23 protein-coding genes are annotated in these 23022 nt (G+C 67.2%); 8 read left to right on the top strand and 15 right to left on the bottom strand.

The window, feature by feature from the left end:
• Window positions 1–52 precede the first annotated feature (52 nt).
• The 6 genes from IGS74_RS04510 to hemC form a co-directional block, all read right to left on the bottom strand.
• Window positions 53–832 carry a glutamine amidotransferase gene (locus IGS74_RS04510; RefSeq protein ID WP_192389692.1) on the bottom strand — a complete coding sequence of 260 codons (780 nt, stop codon included), beginning with the start codon at window positions 830–832 and terminating at the stop codon, window positions 53–55.
• On the bottom strand, window positions 825–1304 hold the full coding sequence (locus IGS74_RS04505; RefSeq protein WP_245282908.1) for a TerB family tellurite resistance protein: 480 nt from the start codon (window positions 1302–1304) through the stop codon (window positions 825–827). Before IGS74_RS04505 ends, IGS74_RS04510 begins: the two co-directional genes overlap by 8 nt.
• A 61-nt stretch (window positions 1305–1365) precedes the next feature.
• The gene (locus IGS74_RS04500; RefSeq protein ID WP_192389690.1) at window positions 1366–2844 is read right to left on the bottom strand and encodes a heme biosynthesis HemY N-terminal domain-containing protein; all 1479 of its coding nucleotides are present in this window, start codon (window positions 2842–2844) and stop codon (window positions 1366–1368) included.
• A gap of 9 nt (window positions 2845–2853) precedes the next feature.
• Window positions 2854–4491 carry a hypothetical protein gene (locus tag IGS74_RS04495; RefSeq protein WP_192389688.1) on the bottom strand — a complete coding sequence of 546 codons (1638 nt, stop codon included), beginning with the start codon at window positions 4489–4491 and terminating at the stop codon, window positions 2854–2856.
• A gap of 142 nt (window positions 4492–4633) precedes the next feature.
• Window positions 4634–5341: a uroporphyrinogen-III synthase gene (locus IGS74_RS04490; RefSeq protein WP_192389686.1), complete on the bottom strand. Its 708-nt coding sequence runs from the start codon at window positions 5339–5341 to the stop codon at window positions 4634–4636.
• A complete protein-coding gene (gene hemC / locus IGS74_RS04485) occupies window positions 5341–6276 on the bottom strand; it encodes a hydroxymethylbilane synthase (RefSeq protein WP_192389684.1) in 936 nt (311 codons plus the stop codon). The genes IGS74_RS04490 and hemC overlap by 1 nt, the downstream gene beginning before the upstream one ends.
• A gap of 198 nt (window positions 6277–6474) precedes the next feature.
• On the opposite strand from hemC, the gene tsaD reads away from it, so the two are divergent.
• From tsaD to IGS74_RS04460, 5 genes are all read left to right on the top strand, one after another.
• Window positions 6475–7545: a tRNA (adenosine(37)-N6)-threonylcarbamoyltransferase complex transferase subunit TsaD gene (gene tsaD / locus IGS74_RS04480; RefSeq protein WP_192391346.1), complete on the top strand. Its 1071-nt coding sequence runs from the start codon at window positions 6475–6477 to the stop codon at window positions 7543–7545.
• Window positions 7542–8531: an NAD(P)H-dependent glycerol-3-phosphate dehydrogenase gene (locus tag IGS74_RS04475; RefSeq protein ID WP_039188121.1), complete on the top strand. Its 990-nt coding sequence runs from the start codon at window positions 7542–7544 to the stop codon at window positions 8529–8531. The genes tsaD and IGS74_RS04475 overlap by 4 nt, the downstream gene beginning before the upstream one ends.
• A 27-nt stretch (window positions 8532–8558) precedes the next feature.
• Window positions 8559–8846: a YciI family protein gene (locus IGS74_RS04470; RefSeq protein WP_192389682.1), complete on the top strand. Its 288-nt coding sequence runs from the start codon at window positions 8559–8561 to the stop codon at window positions 8844–8846.
• Window positions 8846–9283, top strand: coding sequence for an EVE domain-containing protein (locus tag IGS74_RS04465; protein WP_192389680.1), 438 nt, complete (start codon window positions 8846–8848; stop codon window positions 9281–9283). The genes IGS74_RS04470 and IGS74_RS04465 overlap by 1 nt, the downstream gene beginning before the upstream one ends.
• A gap of 190 nt (window positions 9284–9473) precedes the next feature.
• Window positions 9474–10136, top strand: coding sequence for a methyltransferase (locus IGS74_RS04460; protein WP_192389671.1), 663 nt, complete (start codon window positions 9474–9476; stop codon window positions 10134–10136).
• On the opposite strand, the gene IGS74_RS04455 is transcribed toward IGS74_RS04460, so the two are convergent.
• Together IGS74_RS04455 and IGS74_RS04450 are read right to left on the bottom strand one after the other, a co-directional pair.
• Complete coding sequence (locus IGS74_RS04455; RefSeq protein WP_192389669.1) at window positions 10124–12445, bottom strand: FdhF/YdeP family oxidoreductase; 2322 nt, start codon at window positions 12443–12445, stop codon at window positions 10124–10126. The genes IGS74_RS04460 and IGS74_RS04455 overlap by 13 nt on opposite strands.
• A gap of 67 nt (window positions 12446–12512) precedes the next feature.
• Window positions 12513–13037, bottom strand: coding sequence for a L,D-transpeptidase family protein (locus IGS74_RS04450; protein WP_246722923.1), 525 nt, complete (start codon window positions 13035–13037; stop codon window positions 12513–12515).
• Window positions 13038–13165: 128 nt separating this feature from the next.
• Between IGS74_RS04450 and IGS74_RS04445 the strand changes: the two genes are divergently transcribed.
• A complete protein-coding gene (locus tag IGS74_RS04445; protein ID WP_039188110.1) occupies window positions 13166–13849 on the top strand; it encodes a response regulator transcription factor in 684 nt (227 codons plus the stop codon).
• A 123-nt stretch (window positions 13850–13972) separates the two neighbouring features.
• Window positions 13973–14428 carry a cyclic nucleotide-binding domain-containing protein gene (locus tag IGS74_RS04440; RefSeq protein WP_039188108.1) on the top strand — a complete coding sequence of 152 codons (456 nt, stop codon included), beginning with the start codon at window positions 13973–13975 and terminating at the stop codon, window positions 14426–14428.
• Between the two features lie 6 nt (window positions 14429–14434).
• Here IGS74_RS04440 and IGS74_RS04435 read toward each other — a convergent pair whose 3' ends face one another.
• The 5 genes from IGS74_RS04435 to tauA are packed head-to-tail and all read right to left on the bottom strand — an operon-like array spanning window position 14435 to window position 19003.
• On the bottom strand, window positions 14435–15835 hold the full coding sequence (locus IGS74_RS04435) for an FAD-binding oxidoreductase (RefSeq protein ID WP_192389660.1): 1401 nt from the start codon (window positions 15833–15835) through the stop codon (window positions 14435–14437).
• A gap of 4 nt (window positions 15836–15839) precedes the next feature.
• The gene (locus IGS74_RS04430; RefSeq protein ID WP_192389658.1) at window positions 15840–16256 is read right to left on the bottom strand and encodes a nuclear transport factor 2 family protein; all 417 of its coding nucleotides are present in this window, start codon (window positions 16254–16256) and stop codon (window positions 15840–15842) included.
• Between the two features lie 28 nt (window positions 16257–16284).
• Window positions 16285–17139 (bottom strand): ABC transporter permease subunit, encoded by an 855-nt coding sequence (locus tag IGS74_RS04425; protein WP_192389656.1) that lies wholly within the window; start codon window positions 17137–17139, stop codon window positions 16285–16287.
• The gene (locus IGS74_RS04420) at window positions 17132–17959 is read right to left on the bottom strand and encodes a taurine ABC transporter ATP-binding protein (protein ID WP_192389648.1); all 828 of its coding nucleotides are present in this window, start codon (window positions 17957–17959) and stop codon (window positions 17132–17134) included. Before IGS74_RS04420 ends, IGS74_RS04425 begins: the two co-directional genes overlap by 8 nt.
• Before the next feature lie 30 nt (window positions 17960–17989).
• Window positions 17990–19003, bottom strand: coding sequence for a taurine ABC transporter substrate-binding protein (gene tauA, locus IGS74_RS04415; RefSeq protein ID WP_192389646.1), 1014 nt, complete (start codon window positions 19001–19003; stop codon window positions 17990–17992).
• Between the two features lie 143 nt (window positions 19004–19146).
• Here tauA and IGS74_RS04410 point away from each other — a divergent pair, with 143 nt between their 5' ends.
• Complete coding sequence (locus tag IGS74_RS04410; RefSeq protein WP_156122182.1) at window positions 19147–20658, top strand: PLP-dependent aminotransferase family protein; 1512 nt, start codon at window positions 19147–19149, stop codon at window positions 20656–20658.
• Here IGS74_RS04410 and IGS74_RS04405 read toward each other — a convergent pair.
• Together IGS74_RS04405 and IGS74_RS04400 are read right to left on the bottom strand one after the other, a co-directional pair.
• Window positions 20607–22229 carry an FGGY-family carbohydrate kinase gene (locus IGS74_RS04405; protein ID WP_192389644.1) on the bottom strand — a complete coding sequence of 541 codons (1623 nt, stop codon included), beginning with the start codon at window positions 22227–22229 and terminating at the stop codon, window positions 20607–20609. The genes IGS74_RS04410 and IGS74_RS04405 overlap by 52 nt on opposite strands.
• A gap of 4 nt (window positions 22230–22233) precedes the next feature.
• Window positions 22234–23010, bottom strand: coding sequence for a glucose 1-dehydrogenase (locus IGS74_RS04400; protein ID WP_192389642.1), 777 nt, complete (start codon window positions 23008–23010; stop codon window positions 22234–22236).
• Window positions 23011–23022 lie beyond the last annotated feature (12 nt).

Genomic DNA, 23022 nt, shown 5'->3' with positions numbered 1-23022 from the left:
GACCGCGTTTCCCGCAAGGATCGAAGTATGCGGCAACGGTGCCGGTGCGGATTTACGTCACCGCGCCGCCGAAGATCATGGCCAGCATCTGTTCCAGCCAGCGGCGAACGGGCGCATCGTAGATGGCGCGGCCGGTGAAATGCGCTCCCCGTGCCTGCGCGCCCGGCAGCGTCAGCCGCTCGTGCCCATGGGTCGTCCAGCGATGCATCATCGCCAGTGTCAGTTCCGCATGGAACTGCACGCCGAATGCCTTGCCGCCATAGCTGAACGCTTGGTTTGGAAAGGTGTCGCCCTCCGCCAGGAGGCGGGCGCCGGCCGGCAGGTCGAACCCTTCCCGGTGCCACTGGTAGACCATGCCCGGCCAGTGCGGCAGCAGGCTGCGCCCTTCGAACGTCGGGCGCATCGGATAGTAACCCACCTCCACCAGCCCGTCCGGATGCGGGCCGACCCGGGCGCCAAGATGCTTGGCGAGCATCTGTGCGCCAAGGCAGATGCCGAGGAGCGGCCGTTCCTCGCGCAGGGGCACCGACATCCAGTCGATCTCTGCCCGCAAATGCGGCTCGGGGTCGTTGGCGCTGGGCGGGCCACCGAAGACGATGGCCCCGCGATGCCCTTCCAGCGTCGGCGGCAGACTGTCTCCCAGAACGGGTCGGCGGATGTCGAGACCAACGCCGGCCGCGTCCAGAACCTGTCCGACACGACCCGGCGTGGAGGTTTCCTGATGCAGTACGACAAGGATCGGGCGCGGATCGACGATTGCGTCCAGCGCGTAGCGCCGCTCGGCCTCGGCCTCGGCGCCGACCAGGCCCCGCGGTTCGCCGCCGTCAGCCATCGCCCTTGAGCCGCCCTGCCGCATATTGCTTGGCTTCCATGCGCTGGCGCGTCGAGATGCCGAGAAGGTCGGAGATGCGCCAGATGAGGTTGTCCTCGAGTTCGCCGAGCTGGCCATCCACAAGGCTGACCTCCCACAAGGCGCGCACGAAGCGCACACGGGCGTCCTCGTCCAGATGGCGCATCAGGACGCTGGTGAAGGTGAACAGGTCCACGGCCTCCTCATCGGCCTCCCGCCCGGCCTCGAAGATCCGGGATGCCTCGTCCGGCCCGATGGCGAACTTGTCGGCGATCAGGTCGCGGATGCGGTCCGACTCGTCCGGGGTCACGACCCCGTCGGCGGCGCAGAGATGGTAGAGCAGTGCGGCTATGGCCACGCGCGGATCGTCCGCGCCGGGTCGCGCGCGATCCGCCGGCATGGCGAATCCTTCCAGAAATTCTCTCAGGCGGTCGAGCATGTCTGCCTGCAACATCCCTCACCGTGGATCCAAATCACCATACCGCAACGCAGCATCGCGTGTTCCATCGGCGAAATCAATTGAACCGCGCTTCCTTGCGCGCTTCATAAGTCTCGCCGTCGGTCGCGGGTGGGGCCACCACGTCGTTGGCGACGGCTGGCTCCGAGACCTGTCGGTCGTCACCGGTGTCCGGCGTCACCGCCCTTTGCTCGATTTCATGTCGGGGCGGCATGGGAACGTCCTCAAGCAACGCGCCCTCGCCGGATTCCGCCTCCATCGGCACCTTCCATTTGAAGGCGTCGATCTTGCCTGTCACCGGCGAGAATGGCCGCCACTCGCGCGAGACGACGCCATCGGCCGTCCAGGCCGGGTCTTTCGGCGCGCGCAGGGCCTTTTGCATATAGGCGCGGACGCGACCCTCCGGGCCACCTTCGGCCTCTTCGATATCGGCGAGCAGCAGATAGACGCTTTCGCGCGGGGTCTTCGCGGCGACGGCCTCCGCCTCTGTGCGGGCCAGTGGGTAGTGCCGCGCCTCGAAGGCGGCATGGGCCACCGCGAGATGCGATTCCGGATGGTCCGGGTGGTAGCCGGCCAGGCGCTGCGCCCGCCTCAAACGCTCCTCGGCGCTATCGCCCGCATTCAGATGGACATAGGCATCTGCCACATCGGGATGCGGCTCGGCCCGCCAGGAGGATTCCAGGATCTTCTGCGCCTTGCGGCTGTCTTCGAGACGCACCAGCGCCTTCGCCGCAACCAGGGCGGCCGGGGTGAAATCGGGCTGCAGCTTCTGTGCCTCGCGCGCGGCCATGCGGGCGGCCGCTGGGTCAGAATCCGACAAGGCGATGGCCTTGCCCGTCAACAGGACGGCGCGCTGGCGATGGCTTTCCGAACGCTCGATCAGGCGGGAATTACGCTGCGCCTCCAGTATGGCGAGCGCCCCGTCGTAATCTCCTTCCGCCGCCTTCAATTCCAGGACGGCGTTGCCCGCCCACGGCACATGCGGCGCGATGCGCACGGCCTGCTCGGCATAGTGGCGCGCGGCCGTCATGTCGCCCGAGCGCTCCGCCTCCAGATACAGGCCGCGCAGCGCCAGAAGTCGTGTATCGGAATCGCCTTCCATGGTTTCGAACACACGCCGGGCCCTTGCTTGGTCGCCCTCGATCATCGCGGTCTGCGCATCGAGAAAGCGCAACAGGGGCTCCTTGTCGGAGGACAGGAGCTTCTGCCCCTGCCGCTCCATGCGGCGCGCCGTGACGGCATCGCCCGCGCCGGCGGCCAGGATACCGTTGGACAGGGCGCGGTAGCCCCGGTCGCGGCGGCGCATATCGAAGAAACGGCCGATCCTGTCCGGGGCGCCGAACAGCGACTGGAACAGCCAGAACAGAAGCACGGCGCCCAGGACGACGAGGCCCAGCGCGATGACGAGCACCATGAAGCTGGTGCGCAGCTCCTGCCCCTGCCAGACGATGCTGACCGTGCCTGGATTGTCGGCAAGCCATGCGAAGCCGAGGCCGGCGGCAAGGACAAGAAGAAAAAACGCGAGAATACGCAGCATGTCTTGGCCTCACTCCGTCGTCGGGGTGGTTGCATTCAGGGCATTGGTCAGCGCGCCATCCACCAGTTCGCCGGCCTGCCGGCGCGCCTCGGCCCGGGCGGCGAAATCTGCGCTCGCCTGCTGTGCGGGTTCCGGCAGCGTCTGGCGCTCGGCGAGGAACGCGGCCAGGTCTCCCCGCCGCAGGGCCGAATCCATGCGTGCCACCGCGCCTTCCGGCCCTTCCGCCGTTTCCCCGGCCGCACCCTCGGGGCGCACGGTGACGAGGGAGCGAAGCCCCGCCATGAACTGGTCTCCCACCGGCGCGTTCGCCGTTTCCGGACGAACGGCCAGCAGCAAAGTCCGCTCCAGCTCCGGCCAGTCCGCCTGCAATTGCGAAAGGGTCGTCACGCCGCTGGCCGCGCTGTCGCGCAGGGCGTCCACTGCCTCGCCGCCGCCGCTGGCCCGTGCATAGGCTTCCAGCTCCGGCATGAAGGCGCCGCCCCGGTCGATCGCCGCCTTCAGCGCAGCGGCGGACAGGGCGATGGCGGCGTTGCGGTTGGCCGATTCGATGGCATCCACCCGGCCGCCGATCGACGCGACCTGCTCCCCGGCCTGTTGCGCATCGCCGCGTGCTGCGGTTGCCGCCTCATTGGCGCGGTTGGCGGTGTCGGCCGCGCCGGTGGCGGCCTGCTGCGCCGCCTCGGCCGCCTGGCGTACCTGATCGATCTGCGCGCGGACATCGTCCAGGCCGGTCGCAAGATCGCCGGAGGCGGATGTGCCGCTTTGCAACGTACGCTCCGCAGCGGCGACCCGATCCGACAACGCCGAAAAATCCGTGGCCGATACGGGCGAAGTCGTCGCACCGCCGGCGGCCTGGGCGGACTGGATCTGCTCCACCACCTCGCGCATGGCCGATACGTCTCCGGAAAGGCGCTGCACCTCACCGGCGGAAGCGAATTGCGAAGCGGCGGGCTGAGCTACGGGAAGCCCAGGCAGCAGGCCGGCGTAAAGAAGAATGCCTCCTCCGACGAGCGCGATCACCGCGCCGCCGACGGCGGCTCCCACGAGGGAGCCGGTCGTGGGCGGGGCAGGATGAATCTCCGGCTCGACATAGGGCGCGGCCTCGGGCGTGGCGGCTGTATCCGGCGCGGCAGCCGAAAGCACCGTCTCGTCATCTTCGAACTCGGACAAATCGGCATCGGACAAGGGGCGGGTGAAGCCTTCCTCTGCGGCAAAGGCGTCGGTGGCGCTGTCCGGACGGGCATCCGTGGCCGCATCCGCGTTTTCGGGCTTCGGCGCGGAACGGGACCGGTCCTGCGATGCCGCCTGCGCGGCCACCCCCTCTCCGGAGGCGGCCAGAGGCTGCTGACTGGGCGCCGGCAGGCGCGGTTCCGGCTTGGGGGCGGGCGTGGACGCAGACACCGGCTCCGCGGCAGACGGGGGCGAAGTCTCCGGCTCCGGCGAAGACTTCGGCTTGGGCGAAGATTTCGGCTCTGGCGAAGCTTTCGGCTCCGGCGAAGAGCCCGGCTCCAGCGATGGCTCTCCGGACGGATTCGACCCTTCGACCAGCGGTGCGCCGTCGGCCGGGGTGTCCCCCTCCGCCATCAGGTCGATGGTCTTCGGGGCGGTCCTGTCGCTCGCCTTCGACCGCCGCGGACGATTCGCCATGCGTTTGCTCCGTTCCCTTGTCGGTCCGGCTGGCGCCGGCCCTTCGATCTCGATCTTCAGTCCAGGGCCGGCATCGACCCCTGCGCCGTCGACCCCGCCACGCCATCGGGGCCGGGCATTCGCGTTCCTGCATGTAGCGCCGTCATGGCGGAGTGCAACGATACCGAAGCATCGCATCGACCAGGCTGTCCATGGTCGATATGGGAGAAACGACGCAATTGTGCCGAAGGCTTGGCGGAACCGCCGCCGCGATGCGCTCCGACAGGCAGAAAAGAGGCCCCGCGCCCAGCCTGTCGCCGAAGCGGGCGTAAAGCCGCCCATAGGCTTCGGCCTGTCCAGCAGACAGAAGCATAACGCAATCGGCCGGCCTGTCGCCCAGCGCGGCCTCCACCTCGCCTGTCGATGGCTGACGGGTGACGGCGCGGTAGACATCCACCGTGGCGACGTCCAGCCCGGCCTGGGCCAGGGCCGATTCCAGGTCGGGGCGGCGGGGCAGGCCGGCGGCATAGAGGATACGCCGCCCACCGGCCCGCTGCACGAGCAAGCCGGCCAGCGCGGCGGCATTGCCCCCTGCCGCCGTGACGTCGGCATAGCCGAGCCGTTTCGCGGCAGCGGCGGTGGCGGGCCCGACCGCAAAGAGCGCGCGCCCGTCGGGAGGGCAATGGCGGTGCAGCCAAGGCAGGGCATGGGCGCTCGTCACGGCCAGAACGTCGAAGCGGCCCTCGCCCGGCTCGGGCGACAGCATCTCAACGGTTTCCAACGGCAACAGAAGCGGCGTCAACCCATGCGCGCGAAGCTCCGTGGCAGTTTCCGCCGCACGCGTCTCCTCGCGTAGCAGCAGAACCCGCATCACCCGCCCCAGCCGGAAAAGAAGTCGGGGCCGGCGCGATCCAGCAACGCGGCGCCGAGGGCGTCGCCGACCAGCGCCGCCTCCGCCACCGGCCCGGACATACGACCCTCGAACATGCGCGTGCCATCCGGCGTCAGGATCATGCCGTGCAGGCCCAGCCCGTCGCCCTCCAGCCGCGCCAGGGCCGCGATGGGCGTGCGGCAGGAGCCGTCCAACCGCCGCAGGAAGGCGCGTTCCGCCGTCAGTGCCGCATGCGTCGGCGCGTGGTCGAGCGGCGCGATGAGGCGCTCTATCCGCTCGTCTGCGATACGGCACTCGATGCAGATTGCGCCCTGCCCCGGCGCCGGCGGGAACGTTTCCGGATCCAGAACCTGCGTAGCGACATCCGCCATGCCGAGGCGATTGAGCCCGGCCATGGCCAGAAGCGTGCCGTCGGCGGCGCCGTTGTCCAGCTTGGCCAGACGCGTCTGCACATTGCCACGGAAGATGATGACGTTGAGATCGGGCCGCATGCGGCGGATCAACGCCTGCCGCCGTAGCGACGCCGAGCCGACCACCGCGCCGGGCGGCAGCTCCTGCAGGCTCGGCGCAAGCCGCCCGATGAAGACGTCGCGCACGTCCTCCCGCTGCAAATAGGCGCCGATATGGAGCCCGTGCGGCAGCGTCGTCGCCATGTCCTTGGACGAGTGAACGGCGATATCCAGCCTGCCGTCGTTCAGCCCGTCCTCGATCTCCTGCGTGAAAAGGCCCTTGCCGCCCACTTCGGAAAGCGCCCTGTCCTGGATGCGGTCGCCGGCGGTGGACATGACTTCGATGGCAAAGGCATCCCGCGGCAGCGCATGGGCCTTCATGAGCCGCGCACGCACCTCCTGTGCCTGCGCCAAAGCCAGCTTGCTGCCACGCGTGCCGATGCGGATGGGATAAGCCTCTGTCATGCGGCCCGGAATGCCGCACCTTGCCTGCAGAATGCAAGCAAAATGGCGGCCGGCCCATCGGTGCTTCGCGCAGCGGTGGCGCTTTGCGTTGCAAGACGCTATGTCGGCACCTGACGAAACGGGATCCATTCATTGCAGCATGCTGCCGCATCACCTGGGAAGGCTGGCAACACCGCCCGCGCGGCCGGCGGGCGCTGGGTGCTGGGTATCGAGACGAGCTGCGACGAAACCGCAGCCAGCATCACCGGCCGCAGCGCCGATGGCACCTGCCGCATCCTGTCCAATGTCGTCTACAGCCAGGTGGAAGACCATGCCGCCTATGGCGGCGTCGTGCCGGAGATCGCCGCGCGCGCCCATGTCGAGGCGATCGACGGCATCGTACGGGCGGCGCTGGCCGAGGCCGGCCTCGGGCTTGGCGACATCAGCGCGGTGGCGGCCACCACCGGCCCCGGCCTGATCGGCGGGCTGATCGTAGGCGCCCTGACGGGGCGCTCCATCGCCGCCGCGTCCGGCCTACCCTTCATCGGCATCAACCACCTGGAGGGCCATGCGCTGACGCCGCGCCTGACCGATGGCCTGTCCTATCCCTATCTTCTGCTTCTGGTATCCGGCGGCCACACGCAGATACTGCTGGTGCGTGGTCTCGGCGCCTATGAGCGATGGGGCACGACCATCGACGACGCGCTCGGCGAGGCCTTCGACAAGACGGCCAAGTTGCTCGGCCTGCCGCACCCCGGCGGCCCTTCGGTGGAAAGAATGGCCCTTCGGGGCGACGCCGCGCGCTTTCGCCTGCCACGGCCCATGAAAGGCGAAAGCCGGCTCGATTTCAGCTTTTCCGGTTTGAAGACGGCGTTGCGCCTTGCGGCGGAAGCGGCCAGTCCCTTGTCGGACGACGACGTCGCGGATCTGTGCGCCGGCTTCCAGCAGGCGGCCGCCGAAAGCCTGGGCGACCGGGTGGAGCGCGCCCTGGCCCGCTTTCGCACAGAATGTCCCGGCCTCGCCGACCCGGTCCTGGCGGTCGCGGGGGGCGTCGCGGCCAATGGTGCCATCCGCGCCGTGCTGGAAGCGGCCGCACGGCGCCACGGCGTACGGCTCGTGGCGCCGCCGCCGGCCCTGTGCACCGACAATGCCGCGATGATCGCCTATGCCGGACTGGAGCGAATCGAGGCCGGCCTGACGGGCGATACGGGGGCCATCCGGCCACGCTGGCCGCTGGACGAGGACGCCGCGCCCGTGCTGGGCTTCGGCAAGAGGGGAGCGAAGGCATGACGGAACGCCGGAGGATCGCGGTGATCGGCGGAGGGGCGTGGGGTACGGCGCTGGCCACCGTCGCGTCCCGCAACGGGCACGACGTGACGCTGTATGCCCGCGAGCGGCAGACGGTGGACGCCGTCAACGACACGCACGAGAATCCGGCCTACCTGCCGGGCGTCGGACTGCCGGTGGAATTGACGGCGACGGACAGCCTCGAGGGTGCCGTCGACGGCGCCGACATGGCCCTGATCGTCGTGCCGGCCCAGACACTGCGCATCCTTGCGCGGGAGTTGAAGGCGTTTTTGCCGGCCGGGCTGCCGCTGGTCCTGTGCAGCAAAGGTATCGAAAAGAGCACCGGCCGCTTCGCCTCGCAGGTCGTGGCCGAGGAACTGCCCGACCAGCCGCTTGCCGTGCTGTCCGGCCCCAGCTTCGCCCATGACGTGGCGCGCGGCCTGCCCACCGCGGTCACGCTGGCCGCCGAAGATGTGGATCTGTCCGACAGGCTCGCCGCAGCGCTGTCGGGCGATACGCTGCGCATCTATGCCTCCAGCGACATCGTCGGCGTCGAGGCCGGCGGCGCACTGAAGAACGTACTGGCGCTGGCGGCCGGCGCCATTGCCGGACGGCATATGGGGCCTTCCGCCGGGGCCGCCATCATCACGCGCGGCTTCGTGGAACTGCGCCGCCTCGGAGAGGCCCTCGGCGCGCGGACCGAGACGCTGATGGGCCTGTCCGGCCTCGGCGACCTCGTGCTCACCTGCTCCAGCGACCAGTCGCGGAATTTCGCCTATGGAGCCGCGCTTGGGCGCGGCGAGGATCTGACGACGCTGAAGCTGGCGGAGGGTGTCCATTCCGCCAGCATCGCGGCCCGGCTTGCCCGCCAGCACGGCATCGAGGCCCCCATCATCCAGACCGTCGCGGACGTGCTGGAGGGGGCGGTGTCGCTGGACGACGCCATCCGGGCGCTTCTGTCGCGCCCCCTGAAGCGCGAAACGGACTGACAGGCCGAAACCGAAAGAGGATCTATCATGCTTTATGCCCTTCTCTGTGAAGACCGCCCGGATGCCGGCAACCTGCGGGCCGAAACGCGGGCCACGCATCTGGACTATCTCAAGGGTCTCGGACCGGTGCTGAAGTTCGCCGGCCCCTTCCTTGCCGACGAGAAGCCGAATGGCAGCCTCCTCGTCGTCGAGGCCGGAAGCGAGCAGGAGGCTCGCGCGATCGCGGAAGGCGACCCCTATGCCAAGGCCGGCTTGTTCTCGAGCGTCACCATCCGCCGCTGGAACTGGTCGGTGAACAATCCGGAGCAGAAGTAATGGCCTTCTGGCTGTTCAAGTCCGAGCCGTTCAAATGGTCGTTCGACATGCAGAAGGCGAAGGGCGACAAGGGCCAGGAATGGGACGGCGTGCGCAATTACCAGGCGCGCAACTTCATGCGTGAGATGAAGGTGGGGGAGCGCGGCTTCTTCTACCATTCCAACGAAGGCAAGGCCGTCGTCGGAATCGTGGAGGTGGTGGCCGAGGCGCATCCCGATTCGACGACGGACGATGCCCGCTGGGAGTGCGTCGACATCAAGGCCGTCATGGACATGCCGCGCCCGGTCACGCTGGATGAGATCAAGGAAGAGCCGAAGCTGAAGGACATGGTCCTGGTGACGAATTCGCGGCTGTCGGTGCAGCCGGTCGGCAAGGCCGAGTTCGAGACGATCTGCCGGATGGGGGGCCTCGACCCCGACAGGGCCATGGCTGCCTGAAACGAATTCGCCCCGGCTTTTTCGAGGGCCGGGGCGAAATGATGTTCTACGACAGGAAGCCGAAGAGCCATAGAATGATGATGATCGGGATCGGCAACCCGATCAGCCACAGCAAACCACCCTTCAGCATATCTTACTCCTTACATGGATGTTTCATCCTCGAAAGTGCCGGATGGGGGTTCGGGTTCCGATGATCACGCCATATTCGCCGAAACGTGCGCGGCGCTTCATCGAAGCCAACACTGCGATCGCGCCCTTGCCGCATGTGCCGGAACTGCGCCTGCACCTTGCCGACGACGCCCATGCGCTGTGGCACTCGACCGAGGAGGAACTGGCGGCCATGGGCCTGCCGCCGCCCTTCTGGGCCTTCGCATGGGCCGGTGGGCAGGGTCTGGCACGCTACGTCCTCGACCATCCCGAATGTGTCGCCGGCCGTAGGATCGTCGATTTTGCCAGCGGCTCCGGCCTTGTCGCCATCGCCGCCATGAAAGCCGGCGCCGCGCACGCCACCGCCGTCGATATAGACCCCTTCGCCGAAGCAGCCATCGGCCTCAATTCCGGGCTCAACGGCGTTGCCGTCCAATCCCTGTCGCGGCAGATCGTGGGCACGAGCCTTGAAACGGATTGCCTGCTGGCCGGCGACGTCTTCTATGACAAGGGCTTCGCCGAGGCGATCATACCCTGGTTCGACACCCTTCTGCGGCAGGATGTGGACGTCCTCGTCGGCGATCCGGGGCGCGCCTACCTGCCCCGGGACAGGATCCGCCATCTTGCCACCTATCGCGTCCCGGTGACGCGGGCGCTGGAAGACGCGGAGGTCAAGCGCGTCGATATCTTCCGCTATGCAGGCTGAGGCGCGCTGGATTTGAACATGCGCACCGGCACGCTCTTGGCGGCCGGTACGTGGCTTTCCTCCGCGTGGTGCCATAGCGGGATAAGACAGTTCAACTCCGGATAATATCCGGCGATGTCCCCCGGCGGCACGTCGAAGGCATGGACGCGGAGATTGCCGACGCGGCGTTCCACCCCGTCCTCGACATGGGTTTCTAGCGTCACGAAATCCTGGTCGTTCAGCGCCAGCCGGTCCATGTCGGCCCGGTTCATCAGGATGACGCGGCGCGTGCCGCTGATGCCGCGCAGGCGGTCCTCCATGCCGTAGACCGTTGTGTTGAACTGGTCGTTGGAGCGCACGGTCATCAGGTTGAAGACGTCGTATCCCGTCGTATCGACATTCGAGTCGACATCCAGGGTCTCCGGCACATAGAAATTGGCCTTGCCGGTTTCCGTGTTCCATTCCCGCCGGCAGGCGGCGATATCGCGGTGGAAGCCACCCGGCTGCCGGAACCGCGCGTTGAAATCGTGGAAATCCTTCGGGTAGGCGCGTGCGATCTCGTCGCGGACGATGCCGTAATCCGCCACCCAGGCGTCCCAGTCGATGCTGCTGCGGCCCGGCACGGTGGCCTTGGCCAGTTCGGCCACGATCTTCGGCTCCGACAAAAGCACCGGCGAGGCCGGCGGGCGACGTCCGAAGGACGCGTGGACGCAGGCGGTCGAATCCTCCACCGACACGGTCTGGTCGCCGCTTGCCTGGGTGTCGCGTTCGATCCGACCCAGGCAGGGCAGGAGATAGGTGACCTCCCCCGGCAGGAGATGGTTCCGGTTGAGCTTGGTGGCGATCTGCACATGCAGCCGCAGGCCGCCCCATTTCTCCTCGATCAGGGCCGTCTCCGGCACCGCGCGGGAGAAGTTTCCGCCGAGCCCGATAAACGCCTTCACGCTGCCATCCAGGATGCCCTCGCAGGTCCCGATCGTGTCCAACCCTTTCTCCCGGGGCGGCTCGAAGCCGTAGAACTCGGCGAACGCGTCCAGCGGCGCAAGCTCCGGCTTTTCGGTCATGCCCACGGTGCGCTGCCCCTGCACGTTGGAATGGCCGCGAATGGGCGATATGCCCGCTCCCGGCTTGCCGATCTGGCCACGCATCAGCAGCAGGTTGGCCAGCATCCGCACATTGCCGACACCATGCCGGTGTTGCGTCAGCCCCATGCCGTAATTGGCGATGACGCGCTCCGCCTGCGCATAGCGGCGCGCGACATCTTCCAGCGCCTCCTGCTCCAGGCCGGAGCGGCTGGTGATCTCGTCCCAGCCAGTGGCGCGCACGAACGCCTCGAAGGCTTCGAAACCATGGCCGTGCTGTGCGATGAAGGCGCGGTCCACCGCCTTGGCACCCGCTTGCCCGCCCGCGCTCTCGATCTCGAAGAGTGACTTGGCAATGCCCGTCATGGCCGCCATGTCGCCGCCGCATCGGAGCTGGAAATAGTCCGAGCTCATGCGGGTCCCCTCGCTGGCCGACAGCATTTCGGCCGGCGATTGCGGGTTCTTGAAGCGGATGAGGCCACGTTCCAGCAGCGGGTTGAAGACGATCACCGGCACGCCGCGCTTGCGTGCTTCCTGGATCGGGTGCAGCAGGCGCGGCGCATTGCTGCCGGTATTGTGGCCGAAGAAGAAGATCATGTCGGCCTTGTCGAAATCCTCTATGGTCACGGTACCGACCGGAGATCCGATGGATTTCGGCAGGCCCACCGACGTGGATTCGTGGCACATGTTGGATGAGTCGGGCAGGTTCTGCGAGCCGTAGATCCGCGCGAAGAGCTGGTACATGTAGGTGGCTTCCAGCGAAGCCCGCCCCGACGCGTAGAAGACGACCGACCGTGGGTCCAGCGCCGCCAGTTCCCGCCCGATGGCGGTGAAGGCGTCTTCCCAGGTGACCGGCACATATTGGTCCAGCGAGGCGTCGTAGCGCAGGGGATGCGTCAGCCGCCCCTGGCGCTCCAGATCGTGGTCGGACCATTCCCGCAGGGCACTGACCCGGTGGCTGGCGAAGAAATTCCGGTCGGTGCGGTGATGGGTTTGCTCCCAGATCGTCGCCTTGGCGCCGTTCTCGCAGAATTCGAAGCGATGCGGCGTTGCGGGTTTCGCCCAGGAACAGGAAACGCAGGCAAAGCCCGTCGGCTTGTTCTGGCGATACAGGCTGGCCCACAAGGCCGGGCTGCCGATGCCCTCGCGCGCGCTGTAGCGCGCCAGCGAGCCGACCGAGCCCCAGCCGCCGGTCGGGCTGTCATACTGCTCGACCTCGACCTTGTCGGCTTTGCGTTGACCGTCCATCGTTTCCTACCCCGCAGTGCGTGTCGCCTCAGACAGCAATGGGCGGCAGGGTACGACGGTTCCGGCGTCAGCCCCGGACGATCAGTCGCGTGCCGCGCCGCAACCAAGGGCGAAGGCGCACCATGTCGGCCGGCGAAACGGCGACGCAGCCTTCCGTGGGCGCATAACCCTCGCGCGCGATGTGCAGGAAGATAGCGCTGCCGCCGCCCCGCTTGCGCCGGGTCATGTTGAAATCGGTCACCACACCGAAATCGTAGAGCCGGTCGGCGCGCTGCAAGGTCTCGGCACTGGCTGGAAAAGGCAGCCGCACCGGACGGTTGTAGGCGGCGTGGGCCGGCGCGTCGCACCAGCCGTCAAAGGGCCGTGTCCAGTGCTGCGGCAGCGCCGGATGCAGGCCCGCAAGGCGGCCCTTGCGCCGGAATGCGGATATGAGACGCATGGAAGCGCGTGGTGTCACGCCGTCTCCTTCCCGCTTGCGGGTGGCGATGCCGGATCGGCCGAGAGCGCACCGAATGGCCAGCGGTCCGGCGGCGAGGATGCCGCGCGTCGGCGCACCCGGAGCCCGACGCACGATGATAACCTTGTCAATCAAGCGTTTTTGCATTGCCTTGGCTGGAAAAATGCCCTGTCTGCACACACATAATATGGAGTAAGCCGTGATCGAACCCCGATCGCAAGCATAGTCATGCAACCTGACATCATCCTGACCGACGAGTATTCATGAACGCACGCAGTATCCTGATAGTCGACGACGACGACGACCTGAGGCAGACCCTGGCAGAGCAATTGTCGCTCTACGAGGAGTTCAACGTCCTTCAAGAGCCGACCGCCGCCAAGGGTATCGCGACGGCGCGTGCCGGGCTCATCGATCTCGTGGTCATGGATGTCGGCCTTCCCGACATGGACGGGCGCGAAGCTGTCAAGCTGCTGCGCAAGTCCGGATTCAAGGCTCCCGTTATCATCCTGACGGCGCAGGACGCCGACGCCGACACGATCCTGGGTCTCGAGGCCGGCGCCAACGACTATGTCACGAAGCCCTTCCGCTTCGCGGTGCTTCTGGCGCGCATCCGCGCCCAGTTGCGCCAGCACGAGCAGAGCGAGGACGCGACCTTCCAGGTGGGGCCCTACATCTTCAAGCCAAGCCAGAAGATGCTGATGGACGACAAGGGCGGCAAGATCCGCCTGACCGAGAAGGAAACGGCGATCATCCGTTATCTGTATCGGGCCGACCGCCGCGTCGTCACGCGCGACGTGCTGCTTGAGGAAGTGTGGGGCTACAATTCCGGCGTCACCACGCACACGCTGGAAACGCATGTCTACCGCCTTCGACAGAAGATCGAGCCGGAGCCATCCGCCGCGCGACTGATCGTTACCGAGGCCGGCGGCTACAAGCTGATGCCCTGAAGATCAAGGCCCGCCCACCCGGCGGGCCTTTTGCCGTCGTGCGATCTTGACGCTTTGGAAGGACATTGCGACTAGGCTGCCGAGTCGGACACGCAAGAACCGACCGGAGTTGGCCCCGCATCGATGGGACTGGAAAGCGACATCGCCCTTCTCGGCACCGTGCCCCTGTTCGCGAACATGACGCGCGAGCAGTTGCGGCTGCTTGCCTTCGGCGCGGAACACCGCTGGCTTTCCGCCCAGGAAACCCTGTTCCGGGAAGAGGCCCGCGCCGATGGCGGCTTCGTGATCGTATCGGGTGAAATCTCGCTGATGTCGCGCGACAAGCGCGAGCTGTTCGGGGCCGTCGGGCCCGGTACGCTGATCGGCGAATTGTCCCTGATCGCCGAGACGCGCCGCCACTCGACGGCGGTCGCGACGCAGGACAGCGAAGTCATCCGGATCGGGCGGCAGCTTTTCCGCCGCCTGCTGGAAGAGTATCCGGAGGTCGCCATCGCCATCCAGGCCCAGTTGGCGGCCGAACTGGCCGAGCTGACGGACCGGATCGACGGTCTGGCGCACCATTTCTCCGACGACGACTGAACGGCGTCACACCGCCTCGTCCCTGCGCTGGTACAGTTGGTACATCAGCCTCTGCCCCAGCCGGCGGAACGGCGTCAACAGGCCGTGCGAGGGCAAGGTGGAAGCGAAGATGGGCAGGGTCCGGTCCAGCGCCTGCCCCGCTACCAGTTGCGCCAGCCGCCGCCCGGCCTGCGCGGAATACATGACGCCGTTGCCGCCATACCCCATGGCATAGAACACCGGGGCTCCCGGCTCGGCCTGCACGATGCGCGGCATCATGTCGTGGCTGACGTCCACCCATCCCCACCAGGAATGATCCAGAGGTATGCCGCGCAAGGTCGGAAACTTGCGATAGAGGCCCTCAAGCAGAAGGTTCAGGTGCCTCGGATTCGCCGCGTCGGCGCCGGTGACCGCGCTGCGGCTGCCGATCTGCACGCGATTGTCGGGGAGCAGGCGATAGTAGTGGCGCAGCGTCCGCGTGTCGGTCAGCACCATGCGGGTGCGGAAATTGCACGCGGCGATCTCGCTTGCGTCCAGCGGCCGCGTCACCACCGAATTGGACAGGATCGGCATCAGGCGGTGGCGCGTCGGCCGATACATTCCCGGCGGCGTGTAGCCGGCCGTGGCGATGGCGACGCGCCGTGCCCGTACCGTGCCGCCGGGCGTGCGCAGATGCTGCATGCCGCCGCGCCCGGCGATGTCCAGCACCGGGCTGGCCGTCATGACCCTGGCGCCCAGCCGACGCGCAAGCCGCTGGTAGCCGAAGGCCAGCTTGCCGGCATGGATGCCGATGCCGTCCGGCTCCCAGAGCGCGCCTGCCGCTTCGCGGTCCCCGACATGCTCCCGCTGGACCTCCATGCCCGAAAGAATGCGCGCTCCATAGCCGAACGTCTCGTTCATGAGCCGGCATTCGGCCTCCAGCGCCGGCATGAGCCGCGCCCGATGGGCGATATACAGGTGCCCGCCATCCTGCGGTTCCACATCGACGTCCAGTTCCGCGATCAGGCTGCGGAAGAGGTCGAACCCTTCGGCGATCTCGCGGTGCAGCCTGACGGCCGTTTCGACGCCCCAGGCCTCCACCCATTGCGATCGCTTCAGCCGCCCGGCCGAAATCTGCGCCTGTCCGCCATTGCGGGTGCTGCAGCCCCAGGCAGTACGGTTGGCTTCAAGCACCACCGCCTTGATGCCGTGCTCCCGAGCCAGATGGATGGCCGCGGACAGCCCTGTATAGCCGGACCCCACGATCGCCACGTCGACATCCATGTCCCCGGTTACCGGGCCATCGTCCTCGGGCGGCGACCCGGCCGTGGCGATCCAGTAGGTCGGCGCGTAGTCCCGGTTGCGGCCGGGATCCCGGGCATGGACAGGATCGTAGGCCGGGTCGTAGGGCTGCTGGTGCGGCCGGAAGGCGTCGGGGGGCAGTTCCATCGTCTCACGCCCCTTCCAGCGCCGTCGCAGGGGCCAGGGCTGGACGGTTCTTGCGCAGCGCCTGCTTGACGGCGACGAGGCCCGCGCGCAGCGTGAAGATGTCGGCGCCCTCGGCCTCGATGCGGCTGCCGTCCGCAGCCGTTCCGGTGAACAGCCATTCGGACACGGCCCTGTCCCCCGCCACGAAATGCGACAGTGTCCGCCAATGCGCGTCGGGCATGGCGCGCCAGACGGCCTCGAAGGCAGCGCCGATGGCATCCTCGCCGGCGATGCGGCTGCCATGGGCCTCCGGCCCGGCGACGGTATTGAAGATGGCGTCCGGCGCGAAGAAGCGCATGATGCCGGCCCGGTCGTGGCGGTTGAAGGCATCGAACAGCGCGGCAAGGTCGTCCGCGCCGGCGATGGTCTGCTTGTCGGTCATGTGATTTTCTCCTCCCGAAGGCGTCGCGTCAGATGCGGCCCTTCCACGGTACGAGCCTGTGTTCGGCGGCGCGGACCATCAGGTCGAAAGCGAAGGCGAAGATGCCGATGACGATGATGCCCATCACCACCGTATCGCTGGCGAGGAACTGCGCGGCGTTCAGCACCATGAAGCCGAGGCCCCTGTCGGCGGCCACCATTTCGGCCGCCACCAGCGTCGTCCAGCCGACGCCGATGCCGATGCGCATGCCGGTGAAAATCTCGGGCAGGGCAGCCTTCATGATGACGTGCCAGATGATCTGCAGCCGCGTGCCGCCCATGGCATAGGCCGCATGGATCTGTTCCACCTGCACCGAGCGCACCCCCGCCCGCGCTGCGATAGCCATGGGCGCGAAGATGGCGAGGTAGATCAGGAAGACCTTGGGAAACTCGCCGATGCCGAGCCAGATGATGACCAGCGGCAGGTAGGCCAGCGGCGGCAGGGGCCGGTAGAATTCTATGATCGGGTCGAACAGGCCCCGCGCCACCCTGTTGACCCCCATCAGGACACCCACGGGTATGGCCGTCAGGCAGGCCAGCAGGAAGGCGCCCATGACCCGTCCAAGGCTTGCCGCCGCATGCTCCGTCAGCGTGGAGTTGGCGACACCGTCCGTCATGGCGATGACGAACTTGTTCCAGACCGCCAGCGGCGAAGGCAGGAACAGCGGCTTGACCAGCCCCATCTGCGTGATCGCCAGCCAGATCAGGAACAGCACGATGGCCGTCGCGATGCTGATATGGGCGGAATTACCCTGGCCCGGGGCGCCGTAATAGCCGCTGCGGCGGGGCCTGCGGGTTGGCTCTACGCGGGGCGCCTCGCTGAGGTCGCGGATCTGGCTAGACATCGGCCGTCTCCCGAAGCGCCGCTTCCAGCGCGGCGTTGGCGCGCTCGTCGCCATAGATGATGTTCAGCACCACTTCGCGCATGGCGATGAAATCCGGACTGGACTTGATTTCGCGTGCGTTGCCGCTGGCCAGATAGCGCCGGTTGAAATCGAGATCGTAGATGTGGGTGATGCGCCCCGGCCGGGGCGACATGACGATCAGGCGGGACCCCAGGAACAACGCCTCCTCCACGCTATGCGTGATGAAGAACACCATCTTGCCGGTCAGGTCCCAGACCTTCAGCAGCAGTTCCTGGATCGTCTCGCGCGTCAGCGCGTCCAGCGCGGCCATCGGCTCGTCCATCAGCAGCATCGCAGGGTCGCAGGTGAGCGCCCTTGCAATGCCGACGCGCTGCTGCATGCCGCCCGACAGCTGGTAGATCATGTGGTTATGGAAATCCTGAAGCCCGACAAGCTCCAGGTTGCGCTCGGCGCGCTGCCGCCGTTCGGCCTTCGGCACCCCTTGCAGTTTGAGGCCGAAGGCCGTGTTGTCCATGACGTTCAGCCAGGGCAGCAGTGCGTGCTTCTGGAAGACCACCCCCCGATCCGCTCCGGGCGCCGTGACCTCCTTGCCGCCCAGGGTGATGTCTCCGCTGGTGGGCGCAAGAAACCCTGCCAGAAGGTTCAGCAGCGTCGTCTTCCCGCAGCCGGAGGCTCCGAGCGCGACGACGAAATCGCCGCGCTCCATCGTCAGGTTCACGCCCTTGAGCGCTACGATCTCGTTGTGGTCGGCAAGGCCGGGATAGACCAGGCCCACATTACGAACCCTGAGCGTCGTCATCGGGGTGCCTCCTTCGTGTCGGCCGGACGGCTATTCGGCTTCCTGCGCGAAAGTCGCGTTCACATAAGGCGCATAGTCGGACAGGGCGGCGTCAATCTGGCCCTGGTCTTTCAGGAAGGTCGCGCTTTCCTGCAGGGCCTTGAGCGCACCGCCGCCGAGCCAGGCATCCGAAACCTGCTGGTCGCGCGTCGGATAGTTCAGGAGCTTCAATGCACCCACCACATCCTCGGCGTTGCCGCCGATCAGCCTGACCATGCCGGCCACCTCCGGCGACTGGGCCGTCCAGGATGCGCCGTTTGCCGCATAGTCTGCGTAGGCTGCGGCCAGAACCCCGGTAAACGCCTTCATGAAGGCCGGATTTTCCTCGGCGAATTCGGTAGAGACGACGAGTCCGTCGAATGTCGGAACGCTCTCTTTCCCGATCTCGCTGGAATCGGCGATGACGGTGCCGGTCTTCTCGATCTCGGACAGCGCGGGCGGCCAGACATAGGCTGCATCGATATCGCCGCGCTGCCAGGCCGCCACGATCTGCGGCGGCTGCATATTAAGTATGGAAACCTCACGCGGATCGATGTTCCAGATGGTGCGCATGGCGACGAGCAGGTGGAAATGCGAGGTCGATACGAAGGGTACGCCGACGCGCTTGCCCTTCAGGTCCGCCGGGCTTTCGATGCCCGATCCCTGCCGCGCCACCAGCGCCTCGGAACGGCCGATATCGTCGAGGATCCAGAACAATTGCAGGTCGACGCCGCGCGTCACGGCGGCGGTCGTCCCGGTGGAGCCGAGCACCCCTACGGCAACGTTGCCCGACGCCAGCGCCGTCGAGATATCGCCGCCGGACGAAAATTGCCGCCAGTCGATCGTGTAGCCGGCCTCGGTGGCGGCGGCGTCGAAGCGGCCGTCGGCGATGGCCGACAGGAACGGGCCGACGATCTGCTGATAGCCGACGACGACGTTGGTCTGGGCGCTGGCCGCGCCCGACAGAAGCCCGATTGCAGCAGCCGTTATCGCCGCCCTGGCGATACCCCGAAACGATAGGCGCATGGATAGGTGCCCTCCAGTACGATTGGTTGGTCGATCTTGCCGGTCATGCCTGAACACTCGGGAGAGTTTAGCGAGGGGCGCGCTTTACAATAGAGCCAGATGCAACCAACATTAGGTCCAGTTGAATCCGTCCGGATGCGGCCGTGGCGCGAATATCGGAAGCCATCTTCTTCGTGGACCGCGGCGCGCCGACCGGCCTGCAGTCGCAGATCCGCGAAACCCTCGTCTCCGGGATCCTGTCCGGCCGCCTCATTCCGGGCGCGCGGCTGCCGTCGTCGCGACGGCTTGCCAGCTATCTCGGCATCGCCCGGATCACCGTGACGCTGGCCTATCAGGAGCTTGCGGCGCAAGGATACATAGAAGTCGGCGCGCGGCGGGTGTTCCGCATATCGGAGCAGGCCCCCGTGAAGCGTGTCCGGCCGCTGGAAACGGAGCGGCCGGACCGCCAGATAGACTGGGAGACACGGCTGAAGCAGCACTTCGGCGGCGTCAAGCCCATCCGCAAGCCGCTGGACTGGCACCGCTACCCCTACCCTTTCCTGTACGGCCAGATGGACCGGTCGCTGTTCGACCTGCGCGGCTGGCGCGATTGTGCGCGGCGCGCGCTGAGCCCCGGCGACTTCGAGCATATGGCCGGCGATTTCGCCGCCGCCGACGATATGCAGCTTGTCAGCTATATCTGTTCGCGCACCTTGCCGCGCCGGGGCATCAGGGCCCAGCCGGAAGAGATCCTCGTTACGCTCGGTGCGCAGAATGCCTTGTGGCTGGCCGTCCAGCTTATCCTGCGGCGGGGCACGCACGCCGCCTGCGAAAACCCCTGCCATCCGGATATCTTCGCCGCCCTGCACCATTCCGGCGCAAAGGTATGGCGCGTCGACGTGGACCGCATGGGCCTGCCGCCCGGCAACCTCCCGGCACGGCTGGATGCCGTGGTGGTGACACCCAGCCACCAGAGCCCGACATCGGTCCGCATGCCGCTGGAGCGCCGCCAGCACTTGCTGGACGAAGCGGAACGCCGGGATTTCGTGATCCTGGAGGATGATTACGAGTTCGAGATGAGCTTTCTCGCACCACCGATGCCGGCCCTGAAATCCATCGACCGAAGCGGACGCGTCTTCTACATCGGCAGCTTCTCCAAATCGCTTTTCCCGGGCTTGCGGCTTGGCTATCTCGTGGCGCCGGCACCGGTTATCCGCGAGGCCCGGGCGCTGCGTGCCCTGATCCTGCGGCACCCGCCCGGCCATCTCCAGCGCACGGCGGCCTATTTCCTGGCGCTCGGCCATTACGACGCCGTCATCCGGCGCATGCGCCTTGCCTACGCCGAGCGGCACGAGGTCATGGCGGCGTCGCTGGCCGCGGCCGGGCTGGACATCGCCAGCAATGCGGCAAGCGGCGGCACCTCGTTCTGGATCGAGGGGCCGCATGGCACGGATGCCGACCGGCTGGTCGAGGAGTTGCGCAGCGACGGCGTGCTGATCGAATCCGGCTCACCGTTCTTTCCAGACCCGGACGCCCCGTGCCGATTTTTCCGGATGGCCTATTCGTCCATCCCGGCGGACCGCATCGCGGAAGGCGTGCGCCGCACCGCGCTGGCGCTGGACAGTCACCTGCCCAACGCGCGAACCTCTCTCTCCGCCCGGCGGAGTATGTCGTAGGCCGCACGCTTGCGGGCGTGGAACTCCGCAAGATCAGGGTTTGGCACGGTCTCGTCCCCGATGCCGCACATATGGGCGGCGGCCCCCGACAGATCCGGAAAGGCTCGGGCAGCCACGGCGCCGATGATGGCGCTGCCCAAAAGCACCGGCTCGGCCGTCTTGGGCAGAACGACGCGCATGCCGGTGGCATCGGACAGGATGCGCCGCAGAAGGGGCGAGCGCGCCGCGCCGCCCGATACGACGATGGCGTCCAGAGCCACGCCCTTTTCGGCCATGGCCCGGACGATGTCGCCCGTACCGTAGGACAGGCCGCACAGGCCGGCCACGAACAGGCGCACCAGCGCGTTCTCGCTGGCATCCAGCGTCAGCCCGGTTATAGCGGCCGTGGCGGCCGGGTCCGCCTCCGGCGAGCGATTGCCGAGAAATTCGGGCACCACATGCAGGCTGCGCGCCAGCCGCGCCGCCTCTTCCACCGAACCGGCGGCCTCGATGGCCCGGCGCTCGAGCTCGCTGAGCAGCGACAGGCCCCGCGCCTCGGCCGCCTGCCGCACGGCGGCATGGGCGGGATGCAGCGATACCAGGAAGTCCAGACCGGCGCCATAGGCCGATTGCCCCCCTTCCAGCAGCCAGTAACCCGGCAGGAGAGAATCCCGGTACGGGCCCCACACGCCGTCGACGAAGGCGGCCTCCCGGGTGACGGCCATGGCGCATGAGGAGGTGCCCATGATGAAGGCGAGCTCGGATGCAGGCTCGGCGGCGACGCCGTCGCGGCTGGCGCCCAAAGTGCCGATGCCGCCCGCATGGGCGTCGATGGCCGGCGCACCGACGGCCGTGCCGGGCTGGAGCCCCAGCTCCGCTGCCGCCGCCTGCGTCAGGCCGCCGCTGATCGGCTCGCCGATGTCGGCGACATCGGTGCCGATACGCACGAAGCCTTCTTCCGCCAGTTCGCCGAGCCCGATCGTGTGGAAATAATCCGGGTCCCACCGCCTCTCATGCGCAAGGTAGGTCCATTTGCAGGTCAGCGTGCAGACGGAGCGCGTCAGGCTGCCGGTGGCGCGGAAGGTGAGATAGTCCGCAAGGTCGAAGAAATGCTCGGCATCGGCAAAGATGGCGGGCCGGTTCTCCTTCAGCCAGAGAAGCTTGGGTGTCTCCATCTCGGGCGAAATGACGCCGCCGACATAGCGCAGCACCTTGTGCCCCGTCGCGTTGATGCGGGCGGCCTGCTCCAGCGCGCGGTGGTCCATCCAGACGATGATGTCGCGGGCGGGATCCTCGCTGGGGCCGACGGGCAGGCCCTTGCCGCCCGGCCCGACCACCACCAGAGAGCATGTAGCGTCGAAGCCGAGGCCCCGCACGGCCGACGGCTCGATGCCGGACAGCGCCATGGCCTCGCGGACGGAGGCCACGACCGCCGCCCAGATATCGTCCGAAGACTGCTCGACGATATCGTGCTCGCCCCGCCAGATGCGGATATCCCGCCGCGCGGTGCCGAGCAGCTTGCCCGTGTCGTCGAAAACGCCTGCCCGCGCACTCCCCGTGCCGACATCGACCCCAATGAATGCGTCCATCATTCCCTTACCAGCAGGTGTAGCCTCCGTCGGCGACGACGATGGAGCCCGTCAGGAGGCTGGAAGCATCGGAAGCCAGGAAATGCACGACCGACGCGATCTCCTCCGGCTGACCGACCCTCCCCATCGGCGTCATGTCCAGCCACACCTTATACATTTCGGGGTTCTCTTCCATACCAAAGCGTGTAAGCGGCGTTTCGATATAGGTCGGCGCGACAGCGTTGACGCGCACCCCGCGCTGGCCCCACTCGGCCGCCAGAGATTTCGTCAGGTGGTGCACGGCGGCCTTCGAGGCGTTGTAGAAGGCCTGTGGCTGCGGCTTGTTGACGATGAATCCCGACATGGAGCCGATATTGACGATGGCGCCCGAACCGCCTTCCAGCATCTTGCGGCCGAATTCGCGGCAGCACCAGAACAGGCCGTCCACATTGACGTCCATATGAAAGCGCCAATGCTCGTCGCTCGTGTCTTCGGCGCGCACGTCCGATATCGCCACGCCGGCATTGTTGACCAGGATGTCGACGCGGCCATGATCGGCCATCACTCTGTCGGCCAGCGCCGCGACATCGGCGGATTTCGTCACGTTCAGCGTCGCGCCGAAGGCTTTGGCGCCCTTCGCGGTCAGCCGCTCGACGGCGCCCTTTACCCGCTCGCCATCCATGTCGGCAACGATCACCGTCGCACCGGCCTCTGCGAGGGCGTTGGCGCATGCTTCCCCGATGCCCTGGCCAGCACCCGTCACGACGGCGACCTTGCCGTCCAGTTTCAGCTTTTCGAGATACATGATGCGTGTCCT

The sequence above is a fragment of the Aureimonas sp. OT7 genome (genome assembly GCF_014844055.1).
GTDB classification, from domain to species: Bacteria; Pseudomonadota; Alphaproteobacteria; order Rhizobiales; family Rhizobiaceae; genus Aureimonas; species Aureimonas altamirensis_A.
Note: the sequence above shows the minus strand (reverse complement) of the source record. Positions and strands in the feature narration are given on the sequence as shown.

Excerpts from the sequence above, each read along its gene's own strand:
- IGS74_RS04510 (WP_192389692.1), bottom strand. The coding sequence starts at position 832 with ATGGCTGACGGCGGCGAACCGCGGGGCCTGGTCGGCGCCGAGGCCGAG.
- IGS74_RS04505 (WP_245282908.1), bottom strand. The coding sequence starts at position 1,304 with ATGTTGCAGGCAGACATGCTCGACCGCCTGAGAGAATTTCTGGAAGGA.
- IGS74_RS04500 (WP_192389690.1), bottom strand. The coding sequence starts at position 2,844 with ATGCTGCGTATTCTCGCGTTTTTTCTTCTTGTCCTTGCCGCCGGCCTC.
- IGS74_RS04495 (WP_192389688.1), bottom strand. The coding sequence starts at position 4,491 with ATGGCGAATCGTCCGCGGCGGTCGAAGGCGAGCGACAGGACCGCCCCG.
- IGS74_RS04490 (WP_192389686.1), bottom strand. The coding sequence starts at position 5,341 with ATGCGGGTTCTGCTGCTACGCGAGGAGACGCGTGCGGCGGAAACTGCC.
- hemC (WP_192389684.1), bottom strand. The coding sequence starts at position 6,276 with ATGACAGAGGCTTATCCCATCCGCATCGGCACGCGTGGCAGCAAGCTG.
- IGS74_RS04475 (WP_039188121.1), top strand. The coding sequence starts at position 7,542 with ATGACGGAACGCCGGAGGATCGCGGTGATCGGCGGAGGGGCGTGGGGT.
- IGS74_RS04470 (WP_192389682.1), top strand. The coding sequence starts at position 8,559 with ATGCTTTATGCCCTTCTCTGTGAAGACCGCCCGGATGCCGGCAACCTG.
- IGS74_RS04465 (WP_192389680.1), top strand. The coding sequence starts at position 8,846 with ATGGCCTTCTGGCTGTTCAAGTCCGAGCCGTTCAAATGGTCGTTCGAC.
- IGS74_RS04460 (WP_192389671.1), top strand. The coding sequence starts at position 9,474 with ATGATCACGCCATATTCGCCGAAACGTGCGCGGCGCTTCATCGAAGCC.
- IGS74_RS04455 (WP_192389669.1), bottom strand. The coding sequence starts at position 12,445 with ATGGACGGTCAACGCAAAGCCGACAAGGTCGAGGTCGAGCAGTATGAC.
- IGS74_RS04445 (WP_039188110.1), top strand. The coding sequence starts at position 13,166 with ATGAACGCACGCAGTATCCTGATAGTCGACGACGACGACGACCTGAGG.
- IGS74_RS04440 (WP_039188108.1), top strand. The coding sequence starts at position 13,973 with ATGGGACTGGAAAGCGACATCGCCCTTCTCGGCACCGTGCCCCTGTTC.
- IGS74_RS04435 (WP_192389660.1), bottom strand. The coding sequence starts at position 15,835 with ATGGAACTGCCCCCCGACGCCTTCCGGCCGCACCAGCAGCCCTACGAC.
- IGS74_RS04430 (WP_192389658.1), bottom strand. The coding sequence starts at position 16,256 with ATGACCGACAAGCAGACCATCGCCGGCGCGGACGACCTTGCCGCGCTG.
- IGS74_RS04425 (WP_192389656.1), bottom strand. The coding sequence starts at position 17,139 with ATGTCTAGCCAGATCCGCGACCTCAGCGAGGCGCCCCGCGTAGAGCCA.
- IGS74_RS04420 (WP_192389648.1), bottom strand. The coding sequence starts at position 17,959 with ATGACGACGCTCAGGGTTCGTAATGTGGGCCTGGTCTATCCCGGCCTT.
- tauA (WP_192389646.1), bottom strand. The coding sequence starts at position 19,003 with ATGCGCCTATCGTTTCGGGGTATCGCCAGGGCGGCGATAACGGCTGCT.
- IGS74_RS04405 (WP_192389644.1), bottom strand. The coding sequence starts at position 22,229 with ATGATGGACGCATTCATTGGGGTCGATGTCGGCACGGGGAGTGCGCGG.
- IGS74_RS04400 (WP_192389642.1), bottom strand. The coding sequence starts at position 23,010 with ATGTATCTCGAAAAGCTGAAACTGGACGGCAAGGTCGCCGTCGTGACG.